This window comes from Streptococcus suis, assembly GCA_022354845.1.
Taxonomy (GTDB): Bacteria; Bacillota; Bacilli; order Lactobacillales; family Streptococcaceae; genus Streptococcus; species Streptococcus suis_AA.
In genome coordinates, this window is sequence record CP031970.1 from 1,049,110 (window position 1) to 1,065,177 (window position 16,068).

Genomic DNA, 16,068 nt, shown 5'->3' on the forward strand with positions numbered 1-16,068 from the left:
CCTGTATAAAAAATCATAATATTGAACATACCAACAGTTTATTTTGTATGTTTATGCTATTCTAAATCATATTTATACATTTGTCAACAGTTTTTTGTATTTTTATTCGTTTTTATTAAAAATTTTAATGTGTAAATGAATGTAATGTTATAACAAGCTTTCTAATTCAGTAATATCTTCTTCAGTTGTAGACCAGCTTGTTGCTAAGCGAATTACCGTACTATACTCATCATATTTTTCCCAAAAACTATAAACGATTCCTAATTCGTCAAAATGGTTTAGGACTTTATTCGAAACAATGATAAACTGTTGATTAGTAGGTGATTGCAGATAAAATTGATATCCTTTTTCAGTCAAGATTCTTTTTAAACGCTCTGCCATTTCAATCGCATGACGACCAATCTCCACATATAGATTTTCTGTAAAAAATCGATCGAATTGAACACCGACTACACGACCTTTTGCAAGTAATGCTCCATGTTGTTTTACAATTGTCGAAAAGTGCTTTGGCTGATTATTTTTAGTGAAGACAACTGCTTCACCAAGTAAGGCTCCCATTTTAGTTCCACCGATGTAGAAGACATCTGTTAAGGTAGCGATCGCTTTCAAATCGAGATCTGTGTCCCTTGCAGCAAGACCATATCCCAAACGAGCTCCATCTAAATACAAAGGAATTTGAAAGTGACTACAAACGCTAGCAAGGTCACTCAATTCTTGTTTTGTATACAAGGTGCCATATTCTGTAGGATGTGAGATATAGACCATACCAGGAAATACCATATGTTCGTGATTGGCATCAGCATAAAAGTCAGTTAGGTATTGTTCAACGTTTGACGCTACTAGCTTACCTTGTGAATGCGGTAAGGCCATAACTTTATGTCCTGAAAATTCAATAGCACCTGCCTCATGAGTTGTCACATGCCCTGTTTCTGCAGCAATTACTCCCTCATATGATGCAAGCATTGAATTTATGACCAATTGGTTTGTTTGTGTCCCCCCAGCTAAGAAAGTAACTTGTGCAATTGGACAATCTGTTGCTTCACGGATTTTCTCTACAGCACGGACAGTATAAAGATCAGTCCCATATCCAGACAACCCTTCATTGTTTGTTTCAATGATAGCTTCTAGAAGCGCAGGATGAAGCCCTTTATTATAATCATTTTCAAAATGTAACATAGATACCTCCAGTAAAAAATAAACTCCCCCTATAATTTTGGACAGTTGATACGCTAAAAACCCTTGTAAATCAAGGGTTTTTAAATATATTTAGTCCACCCTGAGGGAATCGAACCCCCATCTCAAGAACCGGAATCTTACGTGATATCCATTACACTAAGGGTGGAAAGGAAAAACTTGCCGAGGCAAGTTTTTAAGTGAATTACAATTCAATGTCACCGAAAAGGTCAGCCATTGAGAAACCTGTTTGAGTTTCTGGTAATTCGTAATCACGTTTTTCTTCACGTTTTTGGCGACGTGGACGTGAAGCACGTTTTTCAGCTCTTTCTTCGCCTTCAGCTGCTGCTGGACGTTCTTCCAAAGCCTTGATAGAAAGTGACACACGTTCATCTGCTGCGTTCACTTCAAGAACTTTAACAGTTACGTCTTGACCTACTGTCAAAGCATCTTTAGGATTTTCAACACGTTTGTGTGAAATTTGTGAGATGTGAACCAAACCGTCGATACCAGGCAATACTTCGACGAATGCACCAAAATCAGTCAAACGTTTTACTTTACCTTCGATTACATCGCCAGCTGCCAATTTTTGCTCAACGCCATCCCATGGGCCAGGCTGTGTAGCTTTCAATGACAATGATACGCGGCCTTCAACTTCGTCGATAGCAAGAACTTTAACTTCTACTTCTTCACCAACAGTAACAGCTGATTTAGGAGATACGTTACGCTCATGTGACAACTCAGTCAAGTGAACCAAACCATCAACACCGCCTAAGTCGATGAAAGCACCAAAGCTTGTAATGCGAGCAACTTTACCAGTTACAACATCACCAACAGCCAATTTACCGAATACTTCAGCACGTGCTGAAGCAGCTGCTTCTTCAACTACATCACGACGTGACAAGATGAAACGATTCTCTGCTGGATCAACTTCTTTGATTTTAGCGTCAAATTCTTGACCTACAAAACGCTCAGTGTTACGAGTGAAACGGCTATCAATCATTGAAGCAGGAATGAAACCACGCAAGCCTTCAAATTCAACTGCCAATCCACCTTTAACTGCACGAGTAACTTTGACAGTTACAACTTCACCTTCACGACCAACAAGCTTGTCCCATGCTTTACGAGCTTCCAAACGTTTTTTAGATACAAGATATGTAACAGTGTCTGTATCTTTACCAACAACTTGGCGAAGTACAAGCAATTCAAGTGTTTCACCAACTTTAACAAGGTCGTTGATGTCAGCATTACGATCGTTTGTCAACTCACGAAGCGTTAACACACCCTCTACACCAGTACCTGCAATTGCAACATTAGCTTGTCCAGCGTCAACTGTCAATACTTCAGCTGTTACCACATCACCTGGTGTAACTTCGCTTACACTGTTCAACAAATCTTCAAATTCGTTCATTATTAATAAACCTCCGACAATCGGGTTTCTACACCCAACATAAAATATATTTTATTAAGGCACACGCAAGGACAACTTATGGACATCTTTGACGAATTAGGACATGCCTAATACCTTTACTGGGGTAGCTGGATTCGAACCAACGCATGAGGGAGTCAAAGTCCCTTGCCTTACCGCTTGGCGATACCCCAAAAAGAGATACAATTCATTTATTTACTAGTCACAAGAAATTGAACTCGAGATTAATTTCTTAGGAAAATAGATAGCCTTCCTTGAGTGTTAACACTCAGCGTCAGTCTCCTAATTTTCTACAGAAATTTCTGGTAAACCAGAACATCTCTCGTATCTTAAATGAACTCAGCCTAAACGCTGGGTGAAATAGACCGATTTCACTGGGCGTTTTAACGGCTTCGTATCTTAGTTGAACACGGACTAAAATCCTGGTGAAAAAGATAAACTTCCTTGTGTGTTTAGCACACTGCGTCAGTTTCCTATTTTCATACGGATTTCTTAACGTCCTTTGTATCCTGTTCAATGGAGAGAGAGGGATTCGAACCCCCGAACCCGAAGGAGCGGATTTACAGTCCGCCGCGTTTAGCCTCTTCGCTATCTCTCCGTGCACTAACAGACATTATTCTACCATAAAATAGTACCAATTACAATACTTTTAGTTGCTTAAATTATAATTTTCAATAATATTTCCGACTGATTTTTCCAATGTTTTATAAAAGCCTTCGGCATTTCCATTTTTTACAATAGTAAAATTATTTTCAGCTAATTCTGCGATCTCACCAATAACTTTTTTTCCAATGACGAGACGGTAACCATCATATTTTTCATTATTGACAACAACAGTTGCATCTTCAATCTGGATTTCAATTTTTTTGTCTTTTTTACTCATTTTTATAACCTCACTGTTTCTATTCTACAAAAAATGAGAAAAGCTTGCAAGTGCAAGCCTTCCGAAATTATTCAATCTCTACAATCCAGCCTACTGGTGCTTCAATATCACCAAATTGGATACCTGTTAATTCATCATAAAGTTTGCGGGTCACAGGACCAACCTCTGTTTCGCTATGGAACACATGGAATGTATCACCAATTTGAATACCACCGATTGGTGAAATCACTGCAGCTGTTCCACAGGCTCCTGCTTCGACAAAATCATCTAGTTCATCCACAAAGACTTCTCTTTCAATTGCTTTTAATCCCAATCGTTTTTCTGCTAAGTAAAGAAGAGAATACTTGGTAATTGAAGGTAAGATAGATGGTGAAACTGGCGTAACAAATTCATTATCAGCTGTTATACCAAAGAAGTTGGCTGACCCAACTTCTTCAATTTTCGTGTGAGTAGCTGGATCAAGATAAATCACGTCCGAAAAACCTTTATTTTTAGCATGTTTACCTGGTAATAATGATGCTGCGTAGTTACCACCAACTTTAGCTGCACCAGTACCGTTTGGAGCAGCACGGTCATATTCATCTTGAACAAGGAAATTGGTTGGAGCTAATCCACCTTTAAAGTAGTTACCAACTGGCATAGCAAAGACTGTAAAAATATATTCCTCCGCAGGTTTTACACCAATAATATCACCGACACCTATCAAGAGTGGACGCAGATAAAGGGTGCCACCAGTTCCATATGGTGGAACATAATCAGCATTAGCTTTTACGACCTGCTTACAAGCCTCAATAAATAAATCTGTTGGAACTTGAGGCATCAATAGACGGTCTGCAGTCCTTTGTAAGCGTTTAGCGTTTTGATCTGGACGGAAAAGTTGCATTTTTCCATCTTTTGTACGATATGCTTTAAGACCCTCAAAAGCCTGTTGGCCATAGTGAAGTGCAGGTGAACTCTCAGAAATATGTAATTCTGCATCTTCAGTAAGAGCACCACTGCTCCATTGTCCATTTTTATAATAAGCAATAAAGCGATAAGGTAATTTCATATAAGAAAAACCAAGATTTTCCCAATCAATAGTTACTGGCATAAGTTTACTCCATATATATTTTTTACTATTTTACTACTTTTGAAAATGATTTTCAATTAAAAATTCAGAAAATTTTGTATGTTTGATTTTTCTTAGCGCTAAACTCTTATTTTTTTGAACTTACTCCACATCCTCAAGTGATAGAGCAACGACTCTATCCATTGATGTCACTGTTGGATTTATTCGATATTTAAAAGCTGAAGATTCAAAGAGTAAATACAGTAAATCACCTTCAACTTGAATTTGCTGCATGTATGGTGGTGCTACCAGTTCTTTTTTTGGTTCTAATAAATCAGTCAAATCATTGTAACCTGAAAAATCGAACCAGAGAATCTTTGAGTCTTCATTTCCATATGATTGAGAAAGAAGTATCTGATGTCCATGAACTGCAATTCCTTGAATTTGGTCAGGAGTATCGATGATTGTCGTTGGTTGATAAGCTTCTGAGTCAAGATTTTTTCCAGTTGGATAACCCTCAGAATCCAACTGGAAAATTCCCAAATGCCCATGGTCATCTTTATCAAAATATCCAACTAGTAACTTTTCTTGGTCATAAGCCATGTAGGAAGACCGTTCTATCTGACCAAGACTAACCTGAAAATCAAACTCCACAGGTTTTTTAGTTTTACTAAATTGATCTGTCTTTATTGTGTTCAAATTCAAGGCTGATATTTGAGAAGTATCATCACCTTCAGTCGTTGTAATCCACAAACGATTATTTAGATGGTCGTACGCAATGCCCCCAACGTGACTTGTTGTTGGAAGAACAATTGTTTTGATGTATTTACCAGTTTTCTTATCTAATACCCAAAGAACAGAATTAAAACCACCACCATTACTATAGGCGGATATAACGACATAATCCTCTAGAAAGCTTAAACCTTGAGGTGTCATATCTTCAGTCTGATCTGAATCTCCTTCTTCCTCACCTGTTGATTGTATTGTTTCAGCTTGCACTAATCCTGGTATGACATAGGTTGCCCGAATGGAGGTTGCAATGTTTTTATAGAATTCTGGGTAATATTCTTCTAATTCATTATAGAACTCTTTTAAATCTTTGCTTGCTGAGTTGGTATTTGTACCGGTCTCCTCTTTATATTTTGTCCCGGTATATAGAGAATATCCATAATAAAGTATAGAGCCAGTGCAAAGCAGAGCAATTATCCACCAAATAATTTTTTTCATATTGTATCCCATTCCTTTCTACACTTTAGTATAACAAAAAAGATTGTCCGAAGACAATCTTTGATCGGTAAACTTCAATCTATAGCTAGGTTCCAATACACCATCTATTTTGAGGAAAAACAGTTTGATGAAATAAATATATACATGATTATGTTATCAAACTTCTTCGTAACATAATTGATATCATCTAAATCCTACTTAATACCAACCTAAAAAATCGTGAAGAAAAGATTCAAATGCTGGGATGAGTTTAATAGCAATAAATACTAGAATAACTACAAATCCAATAGTAAGAGCCAACTTTGTAACAGATGACGTTTTTTTAATCCATCCAAGCATGGAATACCTCCTCATTAGAAATAGTATCCGAAATGAAACTACCATTGCTAGTCCTTTCAGAGAAACTTAGCTGAGTCACATCTACATCATAACTTTTGCCTGTATTAGACAGGACATGGAGCACTTGCCCATTAGTTTGTTCCTCAACCTGACTCGTAAACAAATCAAAATCCCCCTGAACTGTCAAGACTGGTCCTGCCAAAAAGACACGGTGAGGTTTAGCCTTGAGTTCGCGAAGCACCTGTAAACCACGCTTGGCACGACTGGTCACAGGGATTTCCTCCGTCGCCATCCGCTTCAAGCTACCACGATGGGTCAGAAGATAGATTGAGCTGGTATTACTGATGAAAGCCGCAACCACCACATCGTCATCCTTGAGGTTGACCGCCTTGACACCAGCTGCCTTAGCACCGATGACTGGCACTTCTTCGATGTTAAATCGCAGAGCGTAGCCCTTCTCAGTGATGAGCATAATGTCGTCCAAAACTACAGGTGATACAGTAACAACCACATCTTCATCATCTTTGAGTTTGGCATACTTGGTTGACTTAGACTTGTAAGTCCGCCATGGAGCAAACTCCTTCCGCTCTACACGTTTAATTTGGCCAAATTTAGTCACCGCGAAATAAGTTCCCTCATCAAAATTCTCAACCAATTCAGCAAAGATAACCTCTTCATTGGTATCAAAATTCATCAAGGTCTGACTCAGGTGTTCACCAATGTCCTTCCAACGAATATCTGTCAACTCATGAACAGGTCGGTAGATGACATTTCCAAGATTAGTAAAGAGCAAGAGGTGCTGAGTTGTCTTTGCATTCTGCAAGAAAATCAGTTGATCATCATCTCGCTTGCCCATTTCTTCTAGCGTTGAGGCATTGAAAGAACGAGGACTTGTCCGTTTGATATAACCTGCCTTGGTCACGCTGACAAAGGTTTCTTCTTCGACAATCAGGCTGGCAGTATCAATCTCAATCGTTTCTGCCTGAACCTGCAATTCACTCAAACGAGGGTTGCCAAACTGCTTTTTGACCTCACGCAATTCCTTCTTCATAAGATTAAACATGGTCCGCTCATCACCGATAATAGCTGCCAAGGTCTGAATCTGCTCGCGTAGGGCTGCTTCTTCATTTTCCAAGGTCACAATGTCGGTATTGGTCAAGCGGTAAAGTTGCAAGGTTACGATTGCCTCTGCCTGCTCTTCGCTGAAATCATAGCTGATTTTCAGATTTTGCTTGGCATCAGACTTGTTTTCAGATGCACGGATAAGAGCAATAACTTCATCTAAGATGGAAATGACACGGATTAAACCCTCAACGATGTGAAGACGTTTCTCTGCCTTTTCCTTGTCGAACTTAGAACGAGCAATGATAATCTCACGGCGGTGGGCAATATAGCTAGAAAGAATCTTCTGCAAGCCGACCTGACGCGGTGTGAAATTATCAATCGCCACCATGTTGAAGTTGTAATTGATTTGCAGATCGGTGTATTTGTAGAGATAGTTGAGAATGGTTTGCTCGTCGCTGTCTTTTTTCAGCTCAATGGCAATCCGCAGACCTGTACGGTCTGACTCGTCACGTACCTCAGCAATTCCAGGCAACTTGTTGTTGACACGGACATCATCAATCTTTTTAACCAGTACAGCCTTATTTACTTCGTACGGAATCTCCGTCACAATGATCTGTTTCTTTCCACCCTTAAGCTGTTCAATGTCACAACGGCTACGGACTACGACACGGCCCTTTCCAGTTTCATAAGCTTTCTTAATTTCGTCAGCCCCTTGGATAATGGCACCTGTTGGGAAGTCTGGTCCAGGCAAGAACTCCATTAACTTTTCTAACTTAGCAGTAGGATGATCAATCATGTAAACAACAGCATCGATTACCTCCGCCAAATTATGTGGCGGGATGTCAGTCGCGTACCCTGCTGAAATTCCTGTCGCTCCATTGACCAATAGATTAGGAAAGGCAGCTGGTAGCACCGTGGGTTCTTTTTCCGTATCGTCAAAGTTCCAGGCAAATGGTACTGTCTTTTTCTCGATGTCGGCCAGCAAATAACTTGCTATTTCGGACAGACGAGCCTCGGTGTAACGCATCGCCGCAGGCGGATCGCCGTCCATGGAACCGTTGTTTCCGTGCATCTCCACCAAAATCTCGCGATTTTTCCAGTCCTGACTCATACGGACCATGGCATCATAAATAGAGTAGTCACCGTGCGGGTGGAAATTCCCCATGATATTCCCAACTGACTTGGCAGACTTACGGTAGCCCTTGTCAAAAGTGTTGCCGTCCTTATTCATGGAATAAAGAATCCGACGTTGCACGGGCTTGAGACCGTCACGAATATCCGGCAAAGCCCGCTCCTGAATAATGTATTTGGAGTAGCGACCAAAGCGCTCTCCCATGATGTCCTCTAGGGACATGTTTTGAATGTTTGACATAAATTAAGATACAAAGCCCATAAAAGACAAAGTCAAAATAGGAAATCGGCAGAAAATCCTGATTTTCTAGACGATTTATCTTTTTGACACAGTCTTTAGGGCGTGTTCAGTTGTTTCTACTAACTGAACATTCCTTTCTTTCACATTGTTTTGAAAAGATAAAAATTTACCTCGACATACCCCACAAACTTCCTCATATACTTGATATGAATGGTAATATTGCCCTCTAAATCATTCTCATCCCACAGTTGTAATTCCCATGGTTAGTAGAAATTGCTCTTATTTTTGAAATAGATATGAATGCCGACTTAGCCGTCCATATCTCGCAGATACCAGTTTTTCAGACCATATCGTACCTGCCTGTCGTCCAGACGCTCCATGACCTCTGCAATTTCTTCAGAAGTCAGAATCATACGGGCACCGAAGATATCATTCAGAATGGAATTAACAGGGTACCCCTCTCTTCTCTCTTTAAAACGCTCAATCTTATCCAAAATCGATTCCGATGTTTTGACACGATAAAAATAAGCAATATCTTTGACATCAGCACGCATCAAATAGTCATTGATAGCCTCGTGTAAGTTAAGCCGATAAGCCCGAATAGGCTGAATAGGCACCTTGGTAAAGGTATGCTTAAGATTGACTTTTTCAACCTTACCAGTTTCAAAATAGTCCTTTGAATACTCCAGATGAATACGGTTAATTTCACTTATTAAGCGTTCAACTTTCTCTAACATCTTCTTTCCCCTTTTGAACTCAACGAGATCATTTTCAAGAATTATTTATCCAACCTCAACATGAAAATCAGAGAATCTCGATCAGGGAAGTCATAGCGAATGGGCAGTTCTTCTTTTTCAATCCGCTGGAATCCTTGCTTCTCATAAAAGCTGTGGGCAGCATAGCACTTAGATGGAGTGTCCAAGACAATACTTGTGACACCCTTTGCCTGTCAGTCAGCAACCAAAGCTTGGTAAAGCACGGCCGAAACACCCTTTTCACGACCACGAAAGTCTTGGTGAACAAAGTATTTTTTTTAAACGCAGACATGGTCTTTGACAAGTAGTCCAATCGTACCAACCACCATATCGTCATCGGTTACGACCAGTCAAAAGTTACCACCTATCACCGTATAATAGTCCTCAATAGCATTCATATCTGGTTGCTCTTTCAAGGACAAGTCCACCTGATTACCATAATTTTGCAGATACAAAATCAAGGCAATCACTTGATTTTATAAGGACTTTCATAAGGTATTGGTTTCATTAATACTACTTTCTTTTTTGGTAAATAGCAAAGCTACTCACTCATTTTCCGTTGACTTGCTTGCCAGTTTCTAAAATCATCAACGTCTGACTTAACTAGTTTCAAACAGGCATTTAAGACAAAGGCATCATCTAAGAGTCCAGGTCCAAATAGAAAATCCGGAAGGACATCTAGCGGACTAAAGAAATAAATCAAGGCTCCAGTAATCGCTAGTAAGGTACTTTTTGGAATAGCAGTATATTCACGCTTTATAAAACTACGTAATAAAGAAATGAAACCTGGAATTGCTGCGAATTTGTCCCCACCAAAAGGTAAACGAGCCAATTTTCGTTCAGTATTTTGTAAGAAATGTTCTAATTTTCCCTCATCCGATAGTAAATTCTCTGCTCGTTGTTTTGTTTTAGATGACTTCCAACTTTCTATAGCCTGATCAAATTTTTCTTCCAGTTCTTTTTTATTCTTAAAAGGCTTGTGTATTATTGACCATTGCTGCAATCGGTCAGTTAATTGTTTTTTTATTGTTACTCGTAATGGCATAAGTCACCTCACTTTATTTATCGTTACATTTTACAAGTCCTCAGTACGATAAAGGTTATAACCCTCATAGTAATAAGAATGGTCGATGCCTTTGAAATAAGTAGCCTGACCAAGATCGTCAGTCAAAGAATGTAGCAAGAGGTATTTGAGTTCACCTGTTGATACATGACTTCTAATCATCGCATTGAAATATTCATCTTTATCAATACTATTTCAATCAACCACCTTGCCCAAACTATCCTGTAGCATAAAATCCAACCAGATACGCATACTGCGTTCATTTCCTTCTCGGAATTGATGTGCTATGTTCATATCCGCATATTTTTCAACGAATTCGTCAAAGGTTTCATGAGGCAGCTTGTCAATATAGGCCAAAGACTGCTCAAAAAAGATTCGTGGGGCGAATTGAAAATTATCTTTGGCAATATTGACATCACGAATTTTCCTTGCAAAGTCGTAAATATCCTCAAAAAAAGCCTGATGAATGTGTGCTAAACCTGCAAAAGTCTCAACTTCTATCCGGAATAACTGACTTTTTTTAACAGTTGAGCTGCTTTCTTCTTGCTGATTTGTTCTTCAAGACGAGCTAATTCAGCCGAATTTTCAATCCCCAATTTTTTTTAAAAACCATATCGCACCTCATCTTCCATAGATTATTTGGTAAATGCAGTTGCTTCTTCCAAAGTAAAGGTTACATTATCCTCAATCCACTTACGGCGTGGCTCTACCTTGTCCCCCATAAGAACAGATACACGGCGTTCCGCACGCGCCAAATCTTCAATCGTCACACGAATCAATGTTCGAGTCTCAGGGTTCATAGTCGTTTCCCAGAGCTGATCAGCATTCATTTCACCAAGACCTTTATAGCGTTGAAGGGTAGAGCCTTTGCCAAAATCCTTGCGGAGATCTTCTAGCTCTCCATCAGACCAAGCGTAGGCAATCTTTTCTGTCTTCCCTTTTCCTTTAGACATCTTATATAAAGGAGGCAATGCAATATAAACTCGCCCTGCTTCTACTAAGGGTCTCATATAGCGATAAAAGAATGTTAACAATAGCGTCTGAATATGGGCACCATCTGTATCCGCATCGGTCATGATAATAATCTTGTCATAGTTGACATCTTCCAGCGTAAAGTCTGATCCAACACCTGCACCAATTGTATAAATCATGGTGTTGATTTCTTCGTTTTTGAGGATGTCCGCCATTTTTGCCTTGGCTGTGTTGATAACCTTACCACGCAATGGTAAAATGGCTTGGAACTTGCGGTCACGCCCCTGCTTGGCAGACCCACCGGCTGAGTCCCCCTCGACCAGAAAGAGTTCGTTTTTAGCAGGATTTTTTGATTGCGCCGGGGTTAATTTCCCAGATAATAGCCCCTTATCCTTCTTATTTTTCTTACCATTTCGAGATTCATCACGGGCTTTACGTGCTGCTTCACGGGCATCACGCGCTTTTATAGCCTTACGCACTAAGTTTGATGCTAAATCGCCATTTTCTAAGAGAAAGAACGTTAATTTCTCTGAAACGATTCCATCTACAATCGGACGGGCAAGCGGGCTTCCAAGTTTATCTTTAGTTTGACCTTCAAATTGAAGATGTTCTTCCGGAATGAGAACTGACAAGACAGCTGACAAGCCTTCACGGTAATCAGAGCCTTCCAGGTTTTTATCTTTTTCTTTTAACAAACCTGTCTTGCGCGCATAGTCATTCAATGCCTTGGTAATAGCTAGTTTCAATCCTGTCTCATGAGTACCACCATCCTTGGTGCGAACATTGTTTACAAATGAGAGTATGTTATCTGAATAGCCATCATTGTACTGCATGGCAACTTGTACTTGAAAACCAGATTCTTCACCTTCAAAATAGAAGACTGGTGTCAGAGTTTCCTTGTCTTCATTTAAATAAGATACAAAATCCTGAACACCATTTTCGTAGTGATACTCTTCTTGTTCACCAGTTCGCTCATCTGTCAAGGTCATCGTCACTTGCTTGAGCAAGAAGGCAGATTCCTTCAACCTCTCTGCAATGGTATTAAATTTAAAATCAATTGTAGAGAAAATGGTATCGTCAGGCATAAAGGTAACTTTGGTACCTGTTTTTGATTTTGGTGCTCTACCAATTTTTTTCAAGGTAGTAACAGGCTTACCCCCCTGCTCAAAGCGTTGTTTATATACTGCACCTTCACGGGTAATTTCCACTTCTAACCAACTAGATAGGGCATTAACCACCGAAGAACCAACCCCATGCAGACCACCTGACGTTTTATACCCACCCTGGCCAAACTTACCACCTGCATGGAGAACGGTGAAGATGACTTCAACTGTTGGCTTGCCTGTAGCATGCATACCAACTGGCATACCGCGACCACAGTCTGTTACGGATAAACTCCCATCTTTAAGAATCGTTACTTCAATTCTATTCCCGAATCCAGACAATGCTTCATCTACTGCATTATCGACAATCTCCCAGACCATATGGTGTAGACCGTTGCCATCTGTTGATCCGATATACATCCCGGGACGTTTACGAACAGCATCTAGTCCTTCCAAGACCTGAATGGCGTCATCGTTATAATTATTAATATCAATCTCTTTCTTAGCCAAATTTGACCTCCATACTTATCATCTTTTCTATATTACAAGTTTTTTTGTATTTTTGCAAAATATTTCTGTTCTTTTCCGGTGCAACAAGATAATTATTATCCAATTCAAAATTCTTGATAAAAAATATGCTATAATGAAACTATGTTAAAGATTGTATTACTATTCATTACTGCCTACTTATTAGGCTCAATACCATCTGGTCTTTGGATTGGACAAGCGTTTTTTAATATCAATATTCGTGACCATGGATCTGGCAATACGGGAACAACTAATACATTTCGGATTCTGGGACCAAAAGCAGGGACAGTTGTATTTATTGTTGATTTCTTAAAAGGAACCATAGCAGCCCTTTTACCTATTCTTTTCCATGTGCAAGACATTTCACCAATCGTTTTCGGTCTTCTAGCTGTTCTAGGACATACCTTTCCAATTTTTGCTCAATTTAAGGGTGGAAAGGCTGTTGCTACGTCTGCAGGAATGCTTTTGGGAGTTGCACCTGCATTTTGCCTCTATCTAGTAATCGTTTTCGCAGTATCCCTTTATTTGACGTCTATGGTCTCTTTCTCCAGTGTCTTTTCAGCCGGCTTAGCCATTTTGGGAGTCTTAGTCTTTCCAGCATTTGGATTCCTCATTGATGAATATGATTGGATATTTACACTGATTATTGTCTTCCTCGGACTCTTTGTGATTATCCGTCATAAAGAAAATATCAAACGAATTCTTCGCAATGAAGAAAATTTAGTCCCCTTTGGATTGAACCTAACGAAACAAAAGAAAAAATAGCCTAATCAAATGCCCCTTACACTCTTATTAGGACCCTCGACCTAGTAAGGGTTTTATTATGGAAAAACATAGTCATCTGAATAAATACTCTACGAGAGTGACTTGTTTCGCAAGTCATATTTCCAACCTAGAAAAGCCTCAAGGCTGCTCTAGCTACCTGCACCAAAGTCCAGATCTGAAAGCTCTTCATTCGACTAAACAACAATTGAAACGAGAGTCACACTTCCCAAGAAAAGGAAATCTAACATCCCAAAATACTGGTAGAATCTTGAACACCATACTTGAGTTTAACATATTAAACTTTTTGGTAGATTTGAAAATTCATTTTTGATATACTAATTGTATGAAAACATTAACACTTGGAAAACTATTAGATTACCAAATATTCATCATTTTTATTCGGTTCCTGTGAAGAGACTTGAGCATACCGCAGACAATTATATACTTGTTTTTAAACAGGATAAAGAACTTGTTTTTGTCGACTTAGAAAGTGAGACCGGAAAGACTCAGGAAGCTAGATTTGCTAGTCATTTTCAGAACGATCATCTGTTAATCGGTTTGGGAGCAATTCCTGTTTCTGCATGGTCTACCTGTCAAGTCCTTGAAGTAAGTAAAAATACTAATCAACGAGGAGTCAGTCTCTCACATATGATGGAAAGCCACGGACAATTACCTATTTTTAAGTCAATAGCAGAGCAATATCGAGCACGTGAACAAGCAACAGTTTATGATCCCTACCGCTACTCCTACACTGTTGATGAGAAATCTGCTATTAAAGACAATCAATTAAAAATCATTCCTAGAAAAGAATATGAAAAAATAAAAGATTTTCATCCCTTTTTGAAAACAAGACATGGAAATGTTTATGCTGTTCCCTGCCTCTATCAAGACATAAAACGAAAGCAAGTGACTAAGATTTATATCATGGGATGGTATTTTTATGAAAAACAACTGAAAATATCTTGGAAGCCATCTCATACAAGAAAAAGTCGATGGCGTTCCTCACTTCTTTCTGTTGATAAACTGTCGGACCGCTACTTCTTCCAAGGTGAATTGTACAAGAAAGGCTCATATCCAGTTTTTCTAGACCAGCTAACAATAAAAAATAAGGCTTACCAACAACGTCTAGACGACGAGTTTGCAGCCTTTATAAGTATCATTGAAAATCAAAAACAAAAAGCGCAGCTCCGTTTGAGATAAGGTATCGATGGACACCTCTTATTTCCGACGTTTGTCTTTTAATTTCACAACTACGCGAAATTGGCGATCTGGATGGTTCTCTGTGTTAGACATTTGAATACGAGCCTCAAGAATATCTCCATGTTCAAAGTAAATCAATCGGCTGATCAAAGAATTTTTATCAGATGGAATATAGCCTAATTTGGTACCCTGATAAAAGATTGCTACCGCTTCAGAATCGTGTGGGTTAGAAGGTTCCCTTACTAATTCTACTGGTGTTCCTGGTTTTAGTTAATCAATCACATCAAGCCCATCATAATAGGCAAATGCATCCAAATGAAAATGTTGCACATTGCGTGTTGGTTCAAAAGTAGTATAAGTCATGTGTTGACTTCCAAAAATTTCTTATGGTTGGTAGACAATTTGATAATTAGCATTGATAATAACCCCATTCTGATAGACAGTATACAGACTTTCGTCATTCCCCTCTATAACATTGTATGGGATAGATTCTGTGCGGGTATAATTTCCCTCAATCACATGCCAGTTGTTTTCACCTAAAATAGTGTTTGCGTATTCAATCGTCTTGGGACCACTTTCCAGCTTAATCCCAGTTTCAGTATTCTTTAGCGGATCAATACCACTATCAGCTGATTGAGATAGACGATAATAGACTTCCATTGAATCTGCAGACGCCGGGCTAATCACTATCATTCTATCACGTGTGGAGTCAGATGTATCTGTACCAGTTGTTAGGTAGGTTGCGCTCAATTGAGTTCCTCCCGGAACCATCAGTAATGTTACATCTCCAATTTTTGCATCTACATAGCCTGTTTCAAATACCCCGTCCATAATTTTTCCGCGTCCAAGCAATGCACGATCCTCTGTGACCAAGCCCTTGCTATTAAATATCAAGGAATCTCCCTGAGTATTCTGCCAAGTAGCAAGAATACTGTCGTAATTTCCCTGCATCAAAGCATCTATATCTATCGAAATTGGAAGAATGTCTTTCTGACTGGTAGATGAGGTACTCGTGCTTGAGAATTGACTTGTTGATGAAATAGTGTTTGACGATGTCGTAGACGTCTTATTGGCATTGCAAGCTGGAAGTACAAAAACTGTAATCACACCCAGAAAAATACATAAAATTCTCTTTGACATGCCGTT

Annotated in this window: 10 protein-coding genes, 3 tRNA genes and 5 pseudogenes; 2 read left to right on the forward strand and 16 right to left on the reverse strand. The window is 39.2% G+C overall.

Annotated features, from left to right (window positions below):
• Positions 1 to 147: 147 nt before the first annotated feature.
• The 14 genes and pseudogenes from D2A30_05525 to parE form a co-directional block, all read right to left on the reverse strand.
• Positions 148 to 1,176 (reverse strand): low specificity L-threonine aldolase, encoded by a 1,029-nt coding sequence (locus D2A30_05525; protein ID ULL21080.1) that lies wholly within the window; start codon positions 1,174 to 1,176, stop codon positions 148 to 150.
• A 91-nt stretch (positions 1,177 to 1,267) separates the two neighbouring features.
• Positions 1,268 to 1,342: transfer RNA gene (locus D2A30_05530), tRNA-Arg, on the reverse strand.
• Positions 1,343 to 1,378: 36 nt separating this feature from the next.
• Positions 1,379 to 2,584: a 30S ribosomal protein S1 gene (locus tag D2A30_05535; protein ID ULL21081.1), complete on the reverse strand. Its 1,206-nt coding sequence runs from the start codon at positions 2,582 to 2,584 to the stop codon at positions 1,379 to 1,381.
• Positions 2,585 to 2,703: 119 nt separating this feature from the next.
• Positions 2,704 to 2,775: transfer RNA gene (locus tag D2A30_05540), tRNA-Gln, on the reverse strand.
• A 344-nt stretch (positions 2,776 to 3,119) separates the two neighbouring features.
• Positions 3,120 to 3,200: transfer RNA gene (locus D2A30_05545), tRNA-Tyr, on the reverse strand.
• A 51-nt stretch (positions 3,201 to 3,251) separates the two neighbouring features.
• The gene (locus D2A30_05550; GenBank protein ID ULL21082.1) at positions 3,252 to 3,485 is read right to left on the reverse strand and encodes a DUF2969 domain-containing protein; all 234 of its coding nucleotides are present in this window, start codon (positions 3,483 to 3,485) and stop codon (positions 3,252 to 3,254) included.
• A 67-nt stretch (positions 3,486 to 3,552) separates the two neighbouring features.
• Positions 3,553 to 4,575: a branched-chain amino acid aminotransferase gene (locus tag D2A30_05555; GenBank protein ID ULL21083.1), complete on the reverse strand. Its 1,023-nt coding sequence runs from the start codon at positions 4,573 to 4,575 to the stop codon at positions 3,553 to 3,555.
• Positions 4,576 to 4,695: 120 nt separating this feature from the next.
• The gene (locus D2A30_05560) at positions 4,696 to 5,760 is read right to left on the reverse strand and encodes a hypothetical protein (protein ULL21084.1); all 1,065 of its coding nucleotides are present in this window, start codon (positions 5,758 to 5,760) and stop codon (positions 4,696 to 4,698) included.
• Positions 5,761 to 6,082: 322 nt separating this feature from the next.
• On the reverse strand, positions 6,083 to 8,536 hold the full coding sequence (gene parC, locus D2A30_05565) for a DNA topoisomerase IV subunit A (GenBank protein ID ULL21085.1): 2,454 nt from the start codon (positions 8,534 to 8,536) through the stop codon (positions 6,083 to 6,085).
• Positions 8,537 to 8,676: 140 nt separating this feature from the next.
• Positions 8,677 to 9,273, reverse strand: a pseudogene (locus tag D2A30_05570) (GTP pyrophosphokinase).
• Between the two features lie 41 nt (positions 9,274 to 9,314).
• Positions 9,315 to 9,761, reverse strand: a pseudogene (locus tag D2A30_05575) (GNAT family N-acetyltransferase).
• A gap of 71 nt (positions 9,762 to 9,832) precedes the next feature.
• Complete coding sequence (locus D2A30_05580; protein ULL21086.1) at positions 9,833 to 10,336, reverse strand: DUF1232 domain-containing protein; 504 nt, start codon at positions 10,334 to 10,336, stop codon at positions 9,833 to 9,835.
• 30 nt (positions 10,337 to 10,366) lie between these two features.
• Positions 10,367 to 10,950: pseudogene (locus D2A30_05585) on the reverse strand (cell filamentation protein Fic).
• 39 nt (positions 10,951 to 10,989) lie between these two features.
• On the reverse strand, positions 10,990 to 12,939 hold the full coding sequence (parE, locus tag D2A30_05590) for a DNA topoisomerase IV subunit B (protein ID ULL21087.1): 1,950 nt from the start codon (positions 12,937 to 12,939) through the stop codon (positions 10,990 to 10,992).
• A gap of 141 nt (positions 12,940 to 13,080) precedes the next feature.
• On the opposite strand from parE, the gene plsY reads away from it, so the two are divergent.
• Together plsY and D2A30_05600 are read left to right on the forward strand one after the other, a co-directional pair.
• A complete protein-coding gene (gene plsY / locus D2A30_05595) occupies positions 13,081 to 13,722 on the forward strand; it encodes a glycerol-3-phosphate 1-O-acyltransferase PlsY (protein ULL21088.1) in 642 nt (213 codons plus the stop codon).
• A gap of 343 nt (positions 13,723 to 14,065) precedes the next feature.
• Positions 14,066 to 14,922 (forward strand): annotated as a pseudogene (locus D2A30_05600) (hypothetical protein).
• 18 nt (positions 14,923 to 14,940) lie between these two features.
• Here the strand turns inward: D2A30_05600 and D2A30_05605 are convergent.
• Positions 14,941 to 15,285 (reverse strand): annotated as a pseudogene (locus tag D2A30_05605) (restriction endonuclease).
• A 21-nt stretch (positions 15,286 to 15,306) separates the two neighbouring features.
• Positions 15,307 to 16,062, reverse strand: coding sequence for a translation initiation factor 1 (IF-1) (locus D2A30_05610; protein ULL21089.1), 756 nt, complete (start codon positions 16,060 to 16,062; stop codon positions 15,307 to 15,309).
• Positions 16,063 to 16,068: the final 6 nt, after the last annotated feature.

What these genes read in the sequence shown, in the direction of transcription:
- D2A30_05525 (ULL21080.1), bottom strand. Translation starts at nt 1,176, where the DNA reads ATGTTACATTTTGAAAATGATTATAATAAAGGGCTTCATCCTGCGCTT.
- D2A30_05535 (ULL21081.1), bottom strand. Translation starts at nt 2,584, where the DNA reads ATGAACGAATTTGAAGATTTGTTGAACAGTGTAAGCGAAGTTACACCA.
- D2A30_05550 (ULL21082.1), bottom strand. Translation starts at nt 3,485, where the DNA reads ATGAGTAAAAAAGACAAAAAAATTGAAATCCAGATTGAAGATGCAACT.
- D2A30_05555 (ULL21083.1), bottom strand. Translation starts at nt 4,575, where the DNA reads ATGCCAGTAACTATTGATTGGGAAAATCTTGGTTTTTCTTATATGAAA.
- D2A30_05560 (ULL21084.1), bottom strand. Translation starts at nt 5,760, where the DNA reads ATGAAAAAAATTATTTGGTGGATAATTGCTCTGCTTTGCACTGGCTCT.
- parC (ULL21085.1), bottom strand. Translation starts at nt 8,536, where the DNA reads ATGTCAAACATTCAAAACATGTCCCTAGAGGACATCATGGGAGAGCGC.
- D2A30_05580 (ULL21086.1), bottom strand. Translation starts at nt 10,336, where the DNA reads ATGCCATTACGAGTAACAATAAAAAAACAATTAACTGACCGATTGCAG.
- plsY (ULL21088.1), top strand. Translation starts at nt 13,081, where the DNA reads ATGTTAAAGATTGTATTACTATTCATTACTGCCTACTTATTAGGCTCA.
- D2A30_05610 (ULL21089.1), bottom strand. Translation starts at nt 16,062, where the DNA reads ATGTCAAAGAGAATTTTATGTATTTTTCTGGGTGTGATTACAGTTTTT.